Source organism: Bacillus sp. S/N-304-OC-R1, from assembly GCF_019749375.1.
Lineage (GTDB): Bacteria > Bacillota > Bacilli > Bacillales > Cytobacillaceae > Cytobacillus.
Window position 1 is genome coordinate 93,571 of record NZ_JACWFE010000018.1, and the last position, 17,048, is coordinate 110,618.

The following is a 17,048-nucleotide window of genomic DNA, read 5'->3' on the forward strand; positions in this document are numbered from 1 at the left end:
GAAACTAATGTTGATTTTCTCCAAATACGGACTTTTCAAGGATTTCCGCAACGTCGTACGTATGAACGGTTTCCTCTACTTCTTTCGCCTTTGTTCCATCTGAAAGCATCGTTAAGCAGTATGGACAGCCAGAACTGATCACAGATGGCTTAACAGCTAATGCCTGTTCTGTACGAGAAACGTTAATGCGATGGCCTGTTTCTTCCTCCATCCACATCAAGCCGCCTCCTGCTCCACAGCACATGCCCGTTTCGCGGTTTCTATCCATCTCCACAAGCTTCACGCCAGGAATCGATTTCAAGATTTCGCGTGGAGGATCATATACCTCGTTGTAGCGGCCTAAATAGCAGGAATCATGGAACGTAATGGTTTCGTTAACCAGGAACTGCGGCTTGAGCTTTCCTTCTTCAACAAGCTTAGCAAGCAGCTCTGTATGGTGATAAACCTCCGCCTCAAGTCCAAAGTCAGGGTACTCATTTTTGAAAATATTGTAGGCATGAGGGTCGATCGTAACGATCTTCTTCACTTCTGCCTTTTCAAATTCCTCAATATTCTTTGTCGCAAGCTCCTGGAATAAGAACTCATTTCCAAAACGTCTTGGCGTATCTCCGGAGTTCTTTTCCTTATTTCCAAGAATTGCGAACTTCACGCCAGCTTCATTCAATAATTTTGCAAAAGAAAGAGCTATTTTCTGGCTGCGGTTGTCAAAGGAACCCATGGAACCTACCCAGAATAGGTACTCGAATTCTTCCCCAGCTTTATTCATTTCTTTTACAGTTGGCACATGAACATCCTCACGTGTTTCTCTCCAGTTCTCTTTCTCTTTGCGGTTTAATCCCCAAGGATTTCCTTGGCGCTCGATATTTGTCATCGCACGCTGAGCATCAGCATCCAGCTTTCCTTCTGTTAAAACAAGATAACGGCGAAGGTCGATGATTTTATCCACATGCTCGTTCATAACTGGACATTGATCTTCACAGTTACGGCAAGTCGTACATGCCCAGATTTCTTCTTCGGTAATAACTTCACCAATTAAGCTTGGGCTGTAAGCCAATCCAGCAGCCGCTTCCTCTGCCCCCTTGCCTGTACCAGCTAATGCAAGCTGGTTACCCATTGTGTTTGAAAATGCGAAGGTTGGGACCCAAGGCTGCTTAGATGTAACAGCGGCACCGTGATTCGTTAAATGATCGCGTAGCTTCAAAATCAAATCCATCGGAGACAGCATCTTGCCAGTTCCCGTTGCCGGACACATATTTGTACAGCGTCCACACTCCACACAAGCATAGAAATCAATCATTTGCAGCTGTGTAAAGTCTTCAATTTTTCCAACACCAAAGCTCTCTTGCGTTTCATCTTCAAAATCAATTTTTGTTAATTTACCCGGCTTTTCAAGTCGGCTGAAATAAACGTTAGCAGGTCCAGCAATTAAGTGCGCATGCTTGGATTGTGGAACATATACTAAAAATGCTAGTAAGAAAATTAAATGAATCCACCAAGCTACATAGAAAACAACAATTGATGCGGTTTCACCCATCCAGGAGAAAGCACCAGCGATAACGGAGGCAACGGGCTCTGACCATGAAGCTTCATGACCGTTCCAGATCATACCCATTCCATTTCCAAGTAAAACGGAAAGCATTAAACCACCGATAAAAATAAGGACAAGACCTGATTTAAATCCTCTTTTTAAACGAACAAGCTTTTCCACATAGCGGCGGTAAAAAGCCCAAATAACCGCAACCAAAATCATTAATGTGACTAGCTCCTGAAAAAACGTAAAGCCTGAATATATTGGCCCAAATGGTAAATGGGCACCAGGCTTGATTCCTTTAATAATGAAATCAATGGCACCAAATTGGACAAGAATAAACCCGTAGAAAAACATAACGTGAATAATTCCACTTTTCTTATCCTTCAAAAGCTTTTTCTGACCAAATACGTTTACCCAAATCTTGTTCATCCGCTCTTTTACGTTGTTATCGAACTCTACTTTTTTACCAAGTTTGATATATTCGATTCTCGTTTTCACAACATACACAAACAAACTGATTGCGTAAGCGGTTACAAGGAGAAATCCAATTAGATTTACCCATAACAATCCCGTCATAAACGTTAGCTCTCCCCTCTTAAATGGATTGTCCTTCTTATAATTCAAAAATTTTTAACACAATATAATATTCAGAAATTATTCTTTGATTCTATTATATAATGAATGAGCATTCAGTCAACGTTTTTTTATATAATTTTCAAATTACATTATCCATATTTATTACATAAAAAAGACATTAATAGAAATCGTTATGCCGGAGATAATAATTGGAAACAAAATCGAGGAGCAGAAAACAATGAAAGTTACAACAGTAATTTGGATCATCATTCTTTTTATTGCTCTTTGGCTATTCCTTGACTTTTACTTAGGAAGAAAAAATCAACTAAAAAGATTGGAGAGGAAGGACTATCCTTATTGGCAGAGCAGCTTGAATATGTTTACGGAAGGTCCAGAGCTATTCGCTGATCTTTTTTCCGAGCTTCATCGTGCAAAGTATCATATTCATATACTATTTTATATTGTAAAGGACGACAAAATTAGTACCGATTTTTTAAATATCCTAAAGGAAAAAGCGAGAGAAGGTGTAGAAGTACGACTTCTGCTTGATCGGATCGGGAGTCATCGATTTAATAAAAAAATGATTCAATCGCTTCGGGAGAATGGCGTGATGTTTTCTTACTCCCATACGCCAAGGCTCCCATTTCTTTTCTATTCACTGCAGGCACGAAATCATCGCAAATTAACGATTATAGACGGCAAAATTGGATATATTGGCGGCTATAACATTGGCAAGGAATACATTAATTTGGACCCAAAGCTCAGGCCATGGAGAGACTATCATTTAAAAATAATGGGTGAAGGAGTTGCAGGGCTGCAGAAGGAATTTTTAACGGATTGGCATTTGGACACGAATATTGATTTACTTGAGAATCCGGAATACTTTCCTAAGCTCCCGAAAGGGCCATACCGTCATCAGCTGATCCCTTCTAAAGGCGCTTATTTAGAAGACACCTTCTCCGCTATGATTCGTAACGCAGAAACAAACATCATCATTGGTACACCATATTTTATCCCCAGCCAAAGATTGCTCAACGACTTGTTAGACGCGCTGAAAAGAGGTGTCACTCTCACCATTCTTGTACCGAAAATGGCTGATCATCCTCTCGTCAAGGAAGGCTCCTACTTCTTTTTTAGAAAGTTAATGGAGCAGGGTGCACTTGTCTATGAATTCATGAATGGCTTCTACCACGCTAAAACCATTATTATTGATGATAAAATTTGTGATATCGGAACAGCGAATTTCGATCATCGAAGTCTCTTTCTCAACTATGAGATCAATTGTTATATATATGACTATCAATTTATTCAGAAGGCTCGAGCGGTTATGGAAACGGATATTAGCTGTTCAGAACGAATGACACTGGAGCACTTGAACCAATTTGATCCTGTCCGGTCGATTAAGGAATGGCTGGCTCAGTTGATTATATTATTTTTGTAATCAGTCATTTCGAAAGGAAATTTATTTTTAGAAAAAGTGCTTAGTTCATTGTGATTCATGGAGACCTTCGTTCTTGGCTTTCCCCGGCGAAGGGTTCCATGAACTCTCCTTGAAGACCTTGGTCCATAATTTTCACCTGCGAAGGGTTTCATGGACACTTCATTCCAAGCCCCACTCATAATAAACTCCCCCAAACATTGACTCATACCTCCAAACCCAAACAAAAAAAGCCAGCATGTCAATTAGGAGGGAGAATCCCTTTCCTAATTAATGCCAGCTTTCCTATTACATTTTTTCCGGAGCAGATACACCGATCAGTGCAAGTGCATTCTTCAACGTGATTTGTACAGCCTTGATTAACGCTAATCTTGCTTTTGTTCTTTCAGGGTGATCCGTGTCTAACACTTTTTCTGCGTTGTAAAAGCTGTGGAATGTGGATGCCAAGTCGAAAATATAGTTCGTGATTCGATGTGGCAAACGTTTTTGTGCAGCTTCACCAACAGCTTGCGGGAACTCGCCAAGCTTCTTCAGTACATCCATTTCTTTTTCAGCTGAAATTAATGAGAAGTCAGCATCATGGCTTACAGTTAACCCTTGCTCTTCTCCTTGACGTAAAATGCTGCAAATCCGTGCATGAGCATATTGCGCATAATAAACTGGGTTTTCATTAGACTCGGAAACCGCTAAATCTAAGTCAAAGTCCATATGTGTGTCAGCGCTTCTCATAGCGAAGAAGTAACGTGTTGCATCCAGACCTACTTCTTCCACTAGATCACGCATCGTTACTGCTTTACCAGTACGCTTACTCATTTTCATTTTTTCACCGTTTTTGTATAAATGAACGAGCTGAATGATTTCTACTTCAAGTGCTTCACGGTCATAGCCTAGTGCTTGGATAGCTGCTTTCATACGTGGAATATAGCCGTGATGGTCTGCTCCCCAAATATTAATCAGCTTTTCAAAGCCACGCTCCAGCTTATCCTTGTGGTACGCAATATCTGGTGTTAAGTACGTATAGGAACCGTCGTTTTTAATTAAAACACGGTCTTTATCATCGCCAAATGTTGTAGAGCGGAACCAAGTTGCACCGTCCTCTTCATAAATATGGCCATTGTCTCTTAAAGCTTGTAAGGCTGTATCGATTTTTCCATTATGGTATAGAGATGTCTCGGAATACCACACATCAAATGGAACACGGAATTCTTCTAAGTCAGCCTTTAGCTTCGCCATCTCATATTTTAATCCGTAATCACGGAAGAAATCAAAGCGCTCTTTTTCATCCACATTGACATATTTGTCGCCGAATTCCTCAGCAAGCTTTTTCCCAATCCCAATAATATCCTCGCCGTGGTAGCCGTCTGCTGGCATTTCTTTTTCCAATCCTAGTGCTTGGAAGTAACGAGCTTCAACAGAATACGCTAAATTATTGATTTGGTTACCTGCATCATTAATATAATATTCACGTGAAACATCATAGCCTGCCTTCGCTAGAATATTACTTAGTGAATCCCCTACTGCCGCTCCACGTGCATGTCCAAGGTGAAGATCTCCAGTCGGGTTAGCAGATACAAACTCTACTTGAAGCTTTTGATTTCCGCCAACATTCGTTTCCCCATAACGGTCCCCAGCTTCGAGAACCGCTGGAATTAAACCCGTTAAATAGCTATTATCCATATAAAAATTAATAAAGCCTGGTCCAGCGATTTCAATTTTTTCAATTGATGCTGCGGACTTATCGAAGTTAGCAACGAGCTCTTCTGCGATCATTCTTGGCGCCTTCTTCGCTACGCGTGCAAGCTGCATCGCCATATTCGTGGAATAATCTCCATGAGCCTTTTCCTTTGGTATTTCTAGCACAACGTTAGGAATTTGTTCTTCAGTTGCTAAATTTGCTTTTAAGACAGCGGCTTTTATCTCTTGTTTCAGCATGTCTTGCATTTGTTCTGCACTGTTCATTGTTCTTCCTCCTCTTCGAAAGTTATCGATAAATGGTATGTACCTGAATTTGCCCCTTGCATTTTTAATTCATATAAAAGTTCGATAGAGCCACTTCCGGTTTGTGCATCAAACTGGTGGTCCAGCCTTTTTGTCATTGTATCCATCTCAAACACGCCATAAGGTGTATGGTAGCTTCCTTTAAGCTTTTTATTCATGATGAACGGAAGCCTCATTTTCACAGCACCGCTTCGTAAAATAAGACCTTCGTTATCAGATACTTTAATGATCGTTTTTGCCATTCCTTCATCCATTGCTTCATCATATTGAAGAAAACGGGCATTTTCCTTTATATAGTATCGACCAAACGCAACAAGTTCAAAAGTATCCTTATTGCGTCCATCCCGAATGTCTGTCTTTACTTTAATTTTAACAGGCAATTGCTCCGCTGGTCTAGTGGACAACCGCTACACATCCTTTTCCCTGCAATCTATAACTTTATAAAGTATAAATATACTGCCTAAAAAGTGCAAATACAATTTCCTTGAATTTATTCAATTGCTTAGTAAAAAACGGAGACTGTTCACATATGTGCAGTCTCCGCTTTTCTTATTATTTCACCCAGCCAAGAATCATTTCGCGGATGAGTTTGCTTGCTGTGTTAGCTGTTTGCTCGGATGGGTCATAGATAGGGGCTACTTCTACAAGGTCGCAGCCGACTACGTTTACGTTAGAACGGGCAATTTCATGAATGGAAGCTAGAAGCTCCTTTGAAGTAATCCCGCCTGCGTCTACTGTACCTGTTCCAGGTGCATGTGCAGGGTCAAGTACATCAATGTCGATCGTTACATATACTGGGCGTCCTGCAAGTGTAGGCAAAATTTCTTTTAACGGCTCTAGTACTTCAAATTTTGAAATATGCATGCCGACTTCTTTCGCCCATTGGAATTCTTCCTTCATTCCAGAACGGATTCCAAATGAGTAAACATTTTGCGGCCCCATTAAATCACATGCTTTACGAATTGGTGTGGAATGAGAAAGTGGTTCTCCTTCGTAATTCTCACGCAAATCTGTATGCGCATCCATGTGAATGATAGCAAGATCCGGATATTTTTTGTACATTGCCTTAATAACTGGCCATGACACTAAATGCTCTCCGCCCATGCCGATCGGAAATTTATTTTCTGCTAAAAGCCCATCAATAAATTCCTCGATTAAATCAAGGCTTTTTTGGGCATTCCCAAATGGAAGTGGAATATCACCTGCATCAAAATATTTCACTTCTTCTAATTCACGATCCAAATACGCACTGTACTCTTCTAGTCCAATAGAAACTTCGCGAATACGAGCAGGACCAAAACGAGAGCCTGGACGATAGCTAACAGTCCAGTCCATTGGCATTCCGTAAAGTACTGCTGAACTTTCCTCATAATTTGGATGGCTTTTTATAAAAACATTACCAGAGTATGCTTCATCAAAACGTACCACGAATTATCCCTCCACTAGATCCTTCACAAATTTCGGTAATACGAAAGCAGCTTTATGAAGCTCTTTTGTGTAGTATTTTGTTTCAATTTCATGGAAACGTTCTTCGCTTACAGCTAGTGGATCATGCTTTTTAGAGCCAAGAGTGAACGCCCACATGCCGCTTGGATATGTTGGGATATTCGCTACATAAAGACGTGTAATCGGGAAGATTTCTTTAACGTCTTTTTGAACGTTGCGAATTAAATCAGCTTTAAACCAAGGGTTGTCTGATTGCGCAACAAAGATTCCGTCTTCTTTTAACGCTTTCGCAATTCCTGCATAGAAGCCTTTTGTAAATAGGTTAACAGCTGGACCTACAGGCTCAGTTGAGTCAACCATAATGACATCGTATTGGTTTTCGCTTTGGGCAATATGCATGAAACCGTCACCAACTTGAACATCAACACGAGGATCGTCAAGCTTGCCAGCGATTTCCGGAAGGTATTTTTTCGAATACTCGATTACTTTTCCATCGATATCAACAAGAGTCGCCTTTTTCACACTTGGGTGCTTAAGAACTTCACGAATTACCCCTCCGTCACCGCCGCCAACAACTAACACATTCTCAGGGTTTGGGTGTGTAAACAATGGTACGTGAGCAACCATTTCGTGGTATACGAATTCATCTTTAACAGACGTCATTACCATGCCGTCTAGTAAAAGCATGTTGCCCCACTCTTCTGTTTCTACCATTTCAAGCATTTGAAAGTCTGTTTGTTCTGTATGTAAAGTGCGTTTTACCTTCATCGTAATGCCAAAATTCTCTGTTTGTTTCTCAGTAAACCAAAGTCCCATTTATTTAACCATTCCTTCCGAAAAAATCGTATTTATGCTTTTCTTGTCCAGCTCCAGCGCCTAGAAACTATTGGACTTCCCACCCCTTCCCTACGATAAGACAAGGGTGGTCCAGTCCATACGTTGCTAAACAAGGCGCTTCCGCTTTTCTTTTTATACTTCCCAATCTAAATAATTACAAACATGAGAAAAAGTATAGATGAATCTAGCAAAAATGCAAGAAAAAATTGCAATTAGTGATTCAGAAATGTTTAAAACGGAGGTATTTTTTCAATACTAGTGAGAGATGAATTTTTTGCCAATAGAAAAAGTACTGAATTCTAGTAATAATCACTAGAAAACTTTGGAGAGGTGGTGGTGTTCACGATGGAAATTATGACAAATCAGCGTTTTAAAAAGGCTGGAAAATATTTGCGTGCGATGATTATACTAAGCCTCATCGGCATGGCGATTGCGACTATCATCATTGCCGGCATCCTGATTTATGCAAAGATATTAGGACCTCCTCCGCTGGCGGTTCCACAGTCAACATTATTTTATTCTGATGATGGTACCGTAATTGGGGAAAGTCATAACGGTCAAAAGCGATATTGGATTGAGCTTTCGGAAATTAGCCCCCACTTAGTGAATGCCACTATTTCGATCGAGGACAGAAAGTTTTATTCCCATCACGGGTTTGATTATACGCGAATTGCCGGAGCAATTATTGCTGATATTAAAGCAATGGCAAAGGTTCAAGGTGCCAGCACCATTAGTCAGCAATATGCACGTAACCTGTTCCTTGAACATGAAAAAACATGGAATCGAAAATTAAAAGAAGCCTTTTTCACCATTAGACTAGAAATGAATTATACAAAAAAAGAGATTTTAGAAGGCTATTTAAATACAATTTATTATGGCCATGGCGCCTACGGTTCAGAAGCGGCAAGCCAATTTTATTTTGGCAAGCATGCTAATGAATTAACTCTTGGAGAGGCTTCGATTCTAGCAGGAATTCCAAAGGGGGCTGGCATTTATTCACCTCTAGTCTCAATCGAAAATGCGAAAAGCCGGCAAAAGGTTATTTTGAATACGATGATTGAAAATGGCTATATTGACAAACAGTCGGCCACAGCAGCACTTCATGAACCACTTACCATTGTAGGCAAGCATCTTCATACAAAATCGAAAATAGCTCCTTACTTTCAAGACGCTGTACGGCAAGCTTTAAAAACACAATTACATTTGGACGACCGGATCATTGAGCTTGGCGGATTAAAGGTTTATACGACCCTTGATTTAAAGCAGCAGGAAATCGCGGAGCAAACAGTAAATGAGTTAATTTCTAGAGAATCTGAGATACAGACAGGACTTGTTTCAATGGATCCAAAAAACGGTCATGTGAAAGCAATGGTTGGCGGAAGAGATTATGAGGAGAGCCCTTTTAACCGCGCCGTGCAGGCAGTCCGGCAGCCAGGTTCTACTATGAAGCCTTTGCTGTATTACGCAGCGTTAGAAAGCGGTTTTACCCCTTCTACAATGATGAGGAGCGAGCAAACAACATTTCGCTTTGATGACGGCAGACCTGATTATACACCGAAAAACTTTAATAGCCAGTACGCAGATGGCGACATTACAATGGCTCAAGCACTGGCACTATCAGATAATATTTATGCTGTAAAAACCCATCTATTTTTAGGATTAGACACACTTGTTAATACGGCAAAGAAATTTGGCATTTCGACAAAAATGAGTATGGTTCCTTCACTGGCGCTCGGCACATCAGGTGTACGGGTTATTGAGATGGCAAATGCCTATAGTATTTTTGCCAACGGCGGAAAAAAGGTTTCACCCGTCTTAATCACAAGAGTTGAAAATCCTAAAGGCGATATTATCTATGAACAGACAAAAGAGGCTATTCCTGTACTGCGTCCGGAATTAGCCTACGTCATGACCCAAATGATGACCGGTATATTTGACCCGAAATTAAACGGATACACGAGTGTTACAGGGAGATCGATTATTAAAGACATGACACGCACATACGCAGGAAAATCAGGCTCAACAGATACAGACAGCTGGATGATTGGCTATTCCCCACAGCTTGTGACAGCCGTTTGGACCGGATATGATAAAGGAAAAACCATCACTCTTTCAGCTGATAAATCGTATGCAAAAAATATTTGGATTCATTTCATGGAGAAAGCTCATGAGGGTTTACCTGTAAAAGGCTTTAAACCTGTAAAAGGAACGGTCGGTGTGTATGTGAATCCTGAAAACGGCAAGTTAGCGACTGATCAATGCCCTGTAAAAAGGCTGACATACTTCGTCGAAGGCACGGAACCAACTGAATATTGCACAGACCACTTAATGTATAAGGAAGAAGTGCCAAATAAAAAAGAAAAACCAGCTAAAAAGCCATGGTATAAGAAGTTGTTTGATTGGTAAATGGTATTTATTGTAGAAAAATGAAAAACCTCGTGCCAAAAGGCGCGAGGTTTTTCGTGTCCTAGTTCTATACAGTGTATTCACACTGTTAAATAGTTTACTTTTTTTCTCGGATTTGGGCAAGTAGTTCGAAATTTTAGTCAGGAATCTGTCACAATTTCGTCATAAAGTCAAAAATTTTTGTTAATTCCCTTGTAAATCATCTTTCAATTGTTGTATGGAACGTTCCCACATGCCAGCGTCATGATTTTTCAAGAAATCTGCAAGCACCTTTTTCGATTTTGCATCCATATGATCCACCATGATATGGCGTTTAATGGATTTATCCATTTTATTCACATGCTCAGGCAGTGACTTATAGCCTCTGCGAATCTCTCTGTCGACTGTCATTTCACATGCCGTAACTCCTGCATAATAAGGCCCTTCCTCTTTACGGTCAATTGTAACCCAAATGAGCCAATACGGCTTTCCATTTGGCACCTCTTCTTTATTAGGAAGAAATTTAATACCTCTCTCTACAGGACTGCGTGCATGCAGGGCCCCCACTTCGATCGAAGCCTCACCTGCTTCTACATCAATAATAACTGGTGACACATTATCAAGACTTAATGAACCTGTGCCAAAACCCCCATGACCCTCAGTCGGGTCACTTTTAATAATATTAAACCCTATATTTTTCTTCTTTTTTTCTTCCACCGTCAAGTTCCTCCTTTTGTAAAAAACTTATTATAAGAATATGCCGCTAAAGAAATTTCCCAAACCATTAGCAACAATAGGCAGCACTACACGGAAAATTGGCCCAATCGTATATTGATCAAGTGGCGTTATAACAAGAATTAAGAAAATCACCGATCCGTAAGCCTCATACTGTGTTAATTTCGGCCTAATCGATTTTGGCATCAGATCTTCCACTATGCGATAACCGTCTAAAGGCGGGAGCGGGATTAAATTAAAGATAAACAAGACTAAATTAAGATGGATAAACATATTAAGGAAATCTGGCACAAACGCTGGAAGTCCTGATGCTACGCCAGTTCCAACCATTGCATACCAAATTAAAAACCCTAAAGACGCCATAAGCAGATTGCTTATTGGCCCAGCAATTGAAACCAATATTCCTGCTAACCTCGGATTCTTAAAAAAGAATCGGTTCACCGGAACAGGTCTCGCCCACCCAAACCCAGCAATAAAAATGAGGATTGTTCCAATTGGATCTAAATGATGGATTGGATTTAATGTTAATCTGCCCTGATTTTTCGCTGTCGGGTCGCCAAATTTATAGGCGACATACGCGTGAGCAAACTCATGAACGGTAAAAGCAATCATTAATGTAATCGCAACATAAGGTATTTCCCCTAACGAGAAAGCTAGAAATTGTTCCAACCGCAAAACCCCTTTTATCTCACTCTAGAAAAAGTATACACGAAATACAAGCTAAAAGGAAAACGCACCCACCTCTTGCACATTTTTCTGAAATATGAAAAACTACAAAGAAAAGCGGAAGCGCCTTGATCACCCCCGACAAGCACAAGACGATACTCCCGGAAAGGTGTTCTTTACCTTTTTGGGAGGATTGGCTTGTGACCTCGAGGTCGACAAAAACGCAACGTCCTGTTGCATTGTCGACACTAGTACGTCCTATACGTCGGGGGTAGGCGCTGGAGCTAGACATTTCTCAAACACGAGAAACGTATTAATATTTATTTTACAAAGGAGAGATTACAAATGCCATATGTAACTGTCAAAATGCTTGAAGGCCGTACTGAGGATCAAAAGAAGTCACTCGTTGAAAAAGTAACAGATGCTGTAAGTGAAACAACAGGCGCTCCAAAGGAAAACATTGTTGTGTTTATTGAAGAAATGTCTAAGAATCATTATGCTGTTGCTGGCAAGCGTTTAAGCGACCAGTAATTGCGAAAAAAGCCGGGCTGCTCTAGTGCCCGGCTTTCTCTTTCAAGCTTACAATATATTGATAGGCAGCTTCCACTTCCTCGTCCGTGTATCGCTGCTTGCTTTTTAATGTAAAGATCTTCTCTTTCACTTCATCTTTCGGAAGTGTATCGAAGTACAGCACAGTCGATACAAGCTCAAGAAATCTCGCATTTTGATTATTCATATCAGTCAAGCAAACTTGCAGGTTCGGCATGGCTACCTCTTCATTAAGGCCCAAAAATTCCTTTCCATTCTCCGTTAGCGTATATCGATATTGATAATAGCCGCCCTTCTTTTCCTTCACTTCATTAAGGAAGCCCATATTGCACAGCTCCTCTACTCTTAGCGTCAGCTCTTCAGAATAAGGTCCATAGAAGTGAAATTGGAATCTTTCTTGAAAAGGAAAATCTAACTTCTTCGCAATGTACACCATTTTCTGAAGCCTTTTCCGCCCAATGATTTCTTCTGAGGCTGCAATGGCATGAATGATTTTAGCATGATCTTTCAACAAGATACGTCAACTCCTACTCCATTTAATACCGTGACTCGTCTATTTCTAGCAGCTTGCAAATTTCTTTTTTAATTGATTGTGCATTGGAATGATCTTTAACAAAGTCAGCCGGGTAGTACAATTTATGATCGGTCCTTCTTTTACCTGAAATCGCATCAACTATTTCAGATTCGCGGGAAAGCTCCCGAATTTCCCCATTTTTCATTAATAAATGGATCGGCAGCCTTTCCTCCTCTTCTCCCGGACGATAAAAATCATATGGAAGATCAGAAGAAGAATCGACAACAAGATAATACTCCGGATCCATTCCTGCTTTTTGGAACAAAACCGATAACTCCGCTAGCTTTTTATATTCTTTTGCTGGATCAAATTCAGCATATTTAAATAGATTTCGGTTCATAAATCGGCAGCATAGATCTCGTAATATCGGATCCTCTTCGTCCTGCCACATTTGGAAATAATACAAAATAATAGCTTCATCCAGTTTAATATAATCTTCGAGTGACATATCCCCATTAAACATAGAGGCAAAATGATGAGGATATGATTTGAAAGCATAGCCCTGCCTATGTAAGTCCTTGGCGCGATGCAATATTTTCGTTAAAATCACCTCAGCACTTCTAGTAACCGGGTGAAAATAGACCTGCCAATACATTTGGTACCGGCTCATAATATAGTCCTCTACCGCGTGCATGCCGCTCTGTTTAAAAATGACCTGGTCTTCTCCGGGCTGCATAACGCGCAAAATTCTTTCCATGTCAAAATGGCCATAGCTAACCCCAGTATAATAAGCATCTCGCTGCAGATAATCCATGCGATCCGCATCAATCTGGCTGGATATCAGGCTGACCACTAGTTTGTTTTTTGAGGTTTTTGCAATTACTTCCGCTACTTTAATAGGGAAATCTGGACTGATGGTTAAAAGCACTTTATTAACTTCGGTTTCTCCGAGAATGATAGCTCTTGTAAAATGCTCATGATCGAGGTCAAACACTTTTTCAAAGGAATGGGAAAACGGCCCGTGTCCTAAATCGTGGAGTAATGCAGCACATAATGAAAGGAGGCGGTCATCTTCATTCCATTCAGGTCTGCCCTGAAAGACATCATCCGCAATCCGCCGGATAATTTCATACACACCTAAAGAATGATTAAATCGGCTATGTTCAGCTCCATGGAAGGTCAAGTACGTAGTCCCGAGCTGCTTAATCCTTCTAAGGCGCTGAAACTCTTTTGTTCCAATCAAATCCCAGATTACGCGATCCCTCACGTGAATATAACGATGTACAGGGTCTTTAAAAACCTTTTCTTCACGTAATTTCTCCACCGGATATGCCATCTTTTACCTCCGATTTTCTAATGTGTCTCTATTATATCCCGATTCCCTCACCAATTCACTACAGAAATTCTGTTAATTCCCCAGCATTCGACTCAAAGCCTTGGGGGATATAGCTTTTCTTTTTGGTGCAAATTTGGAATTTATTTACGGATTCTTAAACAAACAAAAATCACCCTAAGGCAATGTTAAGGTGATTTTATTTCTTAAGCTTTTTATCGATTTTTTCCTTTAATTCTTCTTCTGTTAATCCAGCTAATGGACGATTGTTAACGAAGGCAAATGTCTTCTTTCGGCCAGGTCCACAATAAGACTGACAGCCTATTTCTATTTTTGCATCTGGATCGATTTTCTTTAATAGTGGAATTAAGGTCTTTAGGTTAACACCTTGACAATCGTCGCAAACTCTAAATTCGTTTGCCATATATATTACAACCCTTTCTGCGGTCTAACTTGAAAATATGAAACGTTCTCCTATAAAAATTGGCAAATTGCCGCTGTTATATTTAAAAATATGAAAAAAACCATTTTCTAGTAAAAGAACCTGCTAGCATAAGCACATTTGCATTCAATTACTCCTTGCTGTATTTTACAGCTTCTCTCCAGCTAATGCAAGTTGTTGCTTTTATTAAGCAGTAGAGGAAAAATCCGTAACATATGAATCTAAAGTGTTTACATTACCTATCTAGTGAAAAATAGAAAAATGTAAAAAATCTACTATCCTTTTAATTTTCCTTGTATATTTTTCTTCTGTTCTGTCCATCCTGAGACTAAGGTAATTAAAAAATGTAAAATAATTGGGAGTTGAAAGCAAATGAAAGTTCGTCAAGATGCATGGACTGAAGAAAATGATTTATTACTAGCTGAAACCGTTCTAAGACATGTGAGAGAAGGGAGTACACAATTAAATGCTTTCGAAGAGGTGGGCGATCGCCTGGACCGTACCTCTGCAGCCTGTGGATTTCGCTGGAATGCTGTCGTCAGACATCAATATGAAAAAGCACTTCAACTAGCAAAAAAACAGCGAAAGCAACGTCAGCGTTTACTAGGAAAAGAGCAAGGCGGAAAGAAAAAATTACTATACTCACCACCGGTCCCTTCTCTATCAGAGGTGGAAACTATTACGCCTACTCCTGCTTTAGTGGCCCCCTCCTCATCAGATGAAGAGGCGGAAATTGTGGAAGCAATTGAGACAAGACCAGTTCCGGTATACTCAGAGGAAACCAGTTACACAGGCGGATCTGATTTAAATCTTGACCGAGTGATCTCTTACTTACAAACTTTAAAACACTCGAGCATTCAATTAGATATATTAAGAAATGAGAATGAAAGATTGAAACGGGAAAACGCGCAGATAAAGAGCCGTAATAATGAACTGGAAGAGAAGATTAATCATCTGGAAGAAAACACGGAAACGATCCAAGAAGATTACGAGACGCTAATGAAAATTATGAACCGTGCAAGAAAGCTTGTCCTTTTTGAAGAAGAAGAAAGGCCCGCAACGAAGTTCAAAATGGACCGAAATGGAAACCTAGAAAAATTAGCTGAATAAAAAAGAAATGCGCAAGCGCCTTGTCCACCCCCGACAAGCACAAGACGAGCCTCACGGAAAGGTGTTCTTTAACTTTCTGGGAGGATTGGCTTGTGACCTCGAGGGGGTAGGTGCTGGAGCTAGACAATTCTCAATTTCAAAAAGGTATTTTTCTTATAGTGTAATGAATATATATAAAACTTCCAATTTTGGGAGCAGGAGAAGAGAATAATATCCTCGATTAAAAAGAAAAGCCGTAACGTCTTGTTAACGGCTTTTCATTATTTTACTTCCCTTAATACCTTTTCATTACGTTCAGCTATCCGACTATAATACCCTTCAAACAAGGAGATTTCTTCCTCGGTTAAATCGCCTGAAAACAAGTGATTCGAATTATTTTTCAAGGCATGTAAAAACCTAATCATGACATCTTGAATCGATAGATTTTGCCCCAATAGCTCTGATAAAGAGGCCATTACCTCAGGTTTAATATCAGGAAAAGAAAATTTCGTTTCCTCATTTTGTTTGGCAATCTTATAAAAGCGGCCGATTCTTTCTGCACGTTCACTTCCGCTTCCATTCACGCAAAGATAGATTTGCACAGCGACTCCATTTCGCAGACGCCTTTGGGAAATGCCGGCAAACTTTTTCCCTTCGATACTCAAATCATAGCTGCCCGGACAATAAGACCCAACAATCTCTCTTGCTTCAATATCTTTATGAAAGTCAGAAAACATCTCTTTGATCAGCAGCCACATCGCATCATAGCCTCGATTGATATCAATGCCTTTATGACTCTCAGAAAAAACTAGTGTTAGATTCAAAACCCCTTCATCTAGGACAACTGCCAAACCGCCAGAATTTCTAACAATGACACGATAGCCTTCATCCTGCAAATATTGAATTCCTTCTTTCAGAAAAGGAAGCTTTGTATCTTGAATGCCAAGAACTACTGTATTATCATGTACCCACGATCTTGCCGTCGACGGTGCTATTCCGTTTCCTACAGATGCACAAAGGGTATCATCCATCCCAAATGAATAAATAGCATTATAATGAACAGCCAAAGCTGATTGATCGATAACTCTCCATTGCTCCTGCTGTAATAAATCACTCATTTTTGTTCTCCTTTTAGGAAATCTACTGGTCACATTTCGGCCAAACCAAATTATATCATAAGAAAAGCGCAAGCGCCTTCGGAACAATTAAAGATCAAATTGTTCCTGCGAGGATTATTCAGAGAAGCTTTCCCTTGTGCTCACCCCCGACAAGCACAAGACGGTCCTCACGGAAAGGTGTTCTTTACCTTTCTGGGAGGAACGGCTTGTGACCTCGAGGGGGTAGGCGCTGGAGCTAGACATTTCTCAGACTCGAAAAGTTATACTTCTTATCAATAAAAAAAGAGACGGACAATGTCATCCGTCTGCGATCTTTTAACAAGGCTCTTTTCGCATAATTGTTGTTTTTAGTCTTTGGCATTTGCCCGTTGATTTCCGCTGCGGGCACTTG

General features: G+C 40.3%; 15 protein-coding genes. 4 read left to right on the forward strand and 11 right to left on the reverse strand.

The annotated features are described in order from the left end of the window. Positions 1-4: 4 nt before the first annotated feature. A complete protein-coding gene (locus H0173_RS15470; protein WP_221847414.1) occupies positions 5-2,107 on the reverse strand; it encodes a (Fe-S)-binding protein in 2,103 nt (700 codons plus the stop codon). Between the two features lie 238 nt (positions 2,108-2,345). On the opposite strand from H0173_RS15470, the gene cls reads away from it, so the two are divergent. Next, on the forward strand, positions 2,346-3,548 hold the full coding sequence (cls, locus tag H0173_RS15475; protein ID WP_221847415.1) for a cardiolipin synthase: 1,203 nt from the start codon (positions 2,346-2,348) through the stop codon (positions 3,546-3,548). Positions 3,549-3,833: 285 nt separating this feature from the next. Here cls and argS read toward each other — a convergent pair whose 3' ends face one another. The 4 genes from argS to speE all read right to left on the reverse strand — a co-directional run bounded on the left by argS (position 3,834) and on the right by speE (position 7,805). Next, positions 3,834-5,504, reverse strand: a complete 1,671-nt coding sequence (gene argS / locus H0173_RS15480; RefSeq protein ID WP_221847416.1) for an arginine--tRNA ligase — start codon at positions 5,502-5,504, stop codon at positions 3,834-3,836. Beyond that, entirely contained in the window at positions 5,501-5,947 is a 447-nt protein-coding gene (locus H0173_RS15485; protein WP_221847417.1) for a YwiB family protein, read from the reverse strand. Before H0173_RS15485 ends, argS begins: the two co-directional genes overlap by 4 nt. Before the next feature lie 148 nt (positions 5,948-6,095). Next, a complete protein-coding gene (speB, locus tag H0173_RS15490) occupies positions 6,096-6,971 on the reverse strand; it encodes an agmatinase (RefSeq protein WP_221847418.1) in 876 nt (291 codons plus the stop codon). 3 nt (positions 6,972-6,974) lie between these two features. Further along, complete coding sequence (gene speE / locus H0173_RS15495; protein ID WP_221847419.1) at positions 6,975-7,805, reverse strand: spermidine synthase; 831 nt, start codon at positions 7,803-7,805, stop codon at positions 6,975-6,977. Between the two features lie 366 nt (positions 7,806-8,171). On the opposite strand from speE, the gene H0173_RS15500 reads away from it, so the two are divergent. Next, positions 8,172-10,232 (forward strand): transglycosylase domain-containing protein, encoded by a 2,061-nt coding sequence (locus tag H0173_RS15500; protein WP_221847420.1) that lies wholly within the window; start codon positions 8,172-8,174, stop codon positions 10,230-10,232. Between the two features lie 183 nt (positions 10,233-10,415). Here H0173_RS15500 and H0173_RS15505 read toward each other — a convergent pair whose 3' ends face one another. Both H0173_RS15505 and H0173_RS15510 read right to left on the reverse strand, forming a co-directional pair. Then, on the reverse strand, positions 10,416-10,928 hold the full coding sequence (locus H0173_RS15505; protein ID WP_221847421.1) for a YwhD family protein: 513 nt from the start codon (positions 10,926-10,928) through the stop codon (positions 10,416-10,418). Between the two features lie 30 nt (positions 10,929-10,958). Continuing rightward, positions 10,959-11,615, reverse strand: coding sequence for a site-2 protease family protein (locus H0173_RS15510; RefSeq protein WP_221847422.1), 657 nt, complete (start codon positions 11,613-11,615; stop codon positions 10,959-10,961). Between the two features lie 342 nt (positions 11,616-11,957). On the opposite strand from H0173_RS15510, the gene H0173_RS15515 reads away from it, so the two are divergent. Further along, entirely contained in the window at positions 11,958-12,143 is a 186-nt protein-coding gene (locus H0173_RS15515) for a 2-hydroxymuconate tautomerase (protein ID WP_221847423.1), read from the forward strand. Positions 12,144-12,165: 22 nt separating this feature from the next. Here H0173_RS15515 and H0173_RS15520 read toward each other — a convergent pair whose 3' ends face one another. From H0173_RS15520 to H0173_RS15530, 3 genes are all read right to left on the reverse strand, one after another. Then, positions 12,166-12,675: a YwgA family protein gene (locus H0173_RS15520; RefSeq protein ID WP_221847424.1), complete on the reverse strand. Its 510-nt coding sequence runs from the start codon at positions 12,673-12,675 to the stop codon at positions 12,166-12,168. Positions 12,676-12,697: 22 nt separating this feature from the next. Next, positions 12,698-14,011: an HD domain-containing protein gene (locus tag H0173_RS15525; RefSeq protein WP_221847425.1), complete on the reverse strand. Its 1,314-nt coding sequence runs from the start codon at positions 14,009-14,011 to the stop codon at positions 12,698-12,700. A 196-nt stretch (positions 14,012-14,207) separates the two neighbouring features. After that, positions 14,208-14,432, reverse strand: a complete 225-nt coding sequence (locus tag H0173_RS15530) for a YuzB family protein (RefSeq protein WP_221847426.1) — start codon at positions 14,430-14,432, stop codon at positions 14,208-14,210. Between the two features lie 390 nt (positions 14,433-14,822). Here H0173_RS15530 and H0173_RS15535 point away from each other — a divergent pair, with 390 nt between their 5' ends. Further along, positions 14,823-15,560, forward strand: coding sequence for an RsfA family transcriptional regulator (locus H0173_RS15535; protein WP_221847427.1), 738 nt, complete (start codon positions 14,823-14,825; stop codon positions 15,558-15,560). A gap of 260 nt (positions 15,561-15,820) precedes the next feature. On the opposite strand, the gene lipL is transcribed toward H0173_RS15535, so the two are convergent. Then, positions 15,821-16,657, reverse strand: a complete 837-nt coding sequence (lipL, locus tag H0173_RS15540; protein ID WP_221847428.1) for an octanoyl-[GcvH]:protein N-octanoyltransferase — start codon at positions 16,655-16,657, stop codon at positions 15,821-15,823. Positions 16,658-17,048: the final 391 nt, after the last annotated feature.

Excerpts from the sequence above, each read along its gene's own strand:
- H0173_RS15470 (WP_221847414.1), bottom strand. The coding sequence starts at position 2,107 with ATGACGGGATTGTTATGGGTAAATCTAATTGGATTTCTCCTTGTAACC.
- cls (WP_221847415.1), top strand. The coding sequence starts at position 2,346 with ATGAAAGTTACAACAGTAATTTGGATCATCATTCTTTTTATTGCTCTT.
- argS (WP_221847416.1), bottom strand. The coding sequence starts at position 5,504 with ATGAACAGTGCAGAACAAATGCAAGACATGCTGAAACAAGAGATAAAA.
- speE (WP_221847419.1), bottom strand. The coding sequence starts at position 7,805 with ATGGGACTTTGGTTTACTGAGAAACAAACAGAGAATTTTGGCATTACG.
- H0173_RS15500 (WP_221847420.1), top strand. The coding sequence starts at position 8,172 with ATGGAAATTATGACAAATCAGCGTTTTAAAAAGGCTGGAAAATATTTG.
- H0173_RS15515 (WP_221847423.1), top strand. The coding sequence starts at position 11,958 with ATGCCATATGTAACTGTCAAAATGCTTGAAGGCCGTACTGAGGATCAA.
- H0173_RS15525 (WP_221847425.1), bottom strand. The coding sequence starts at position 14,011 with ATGGCATATCCGGTGGAGAAATTACGTGAAGAAAAGGTTTTTAAAGAC.
- H0173_RS15530 (WP_221847426.1), bottom strand. The coding sequence starts at position 14,432 with ATGGCAAACGAATTTAGAGTTTGCGACGATTGTCAAGGTGTTAACCTA.
- H0173_RS15535 (WP_221847427.1), top strand. The coding sequence starts at position 14,823 with ATGAAAGTTCGTCAAGATGCATGGACTGAAGAAAATGATTTATTACTA.
- lipL (WP_221847428.1), bottom strand. The coding sequence starts at position 16,657 with ATGAGTGATTTATTACAGCAGGAGCAATGGAGAGTTATCGATCAATCA.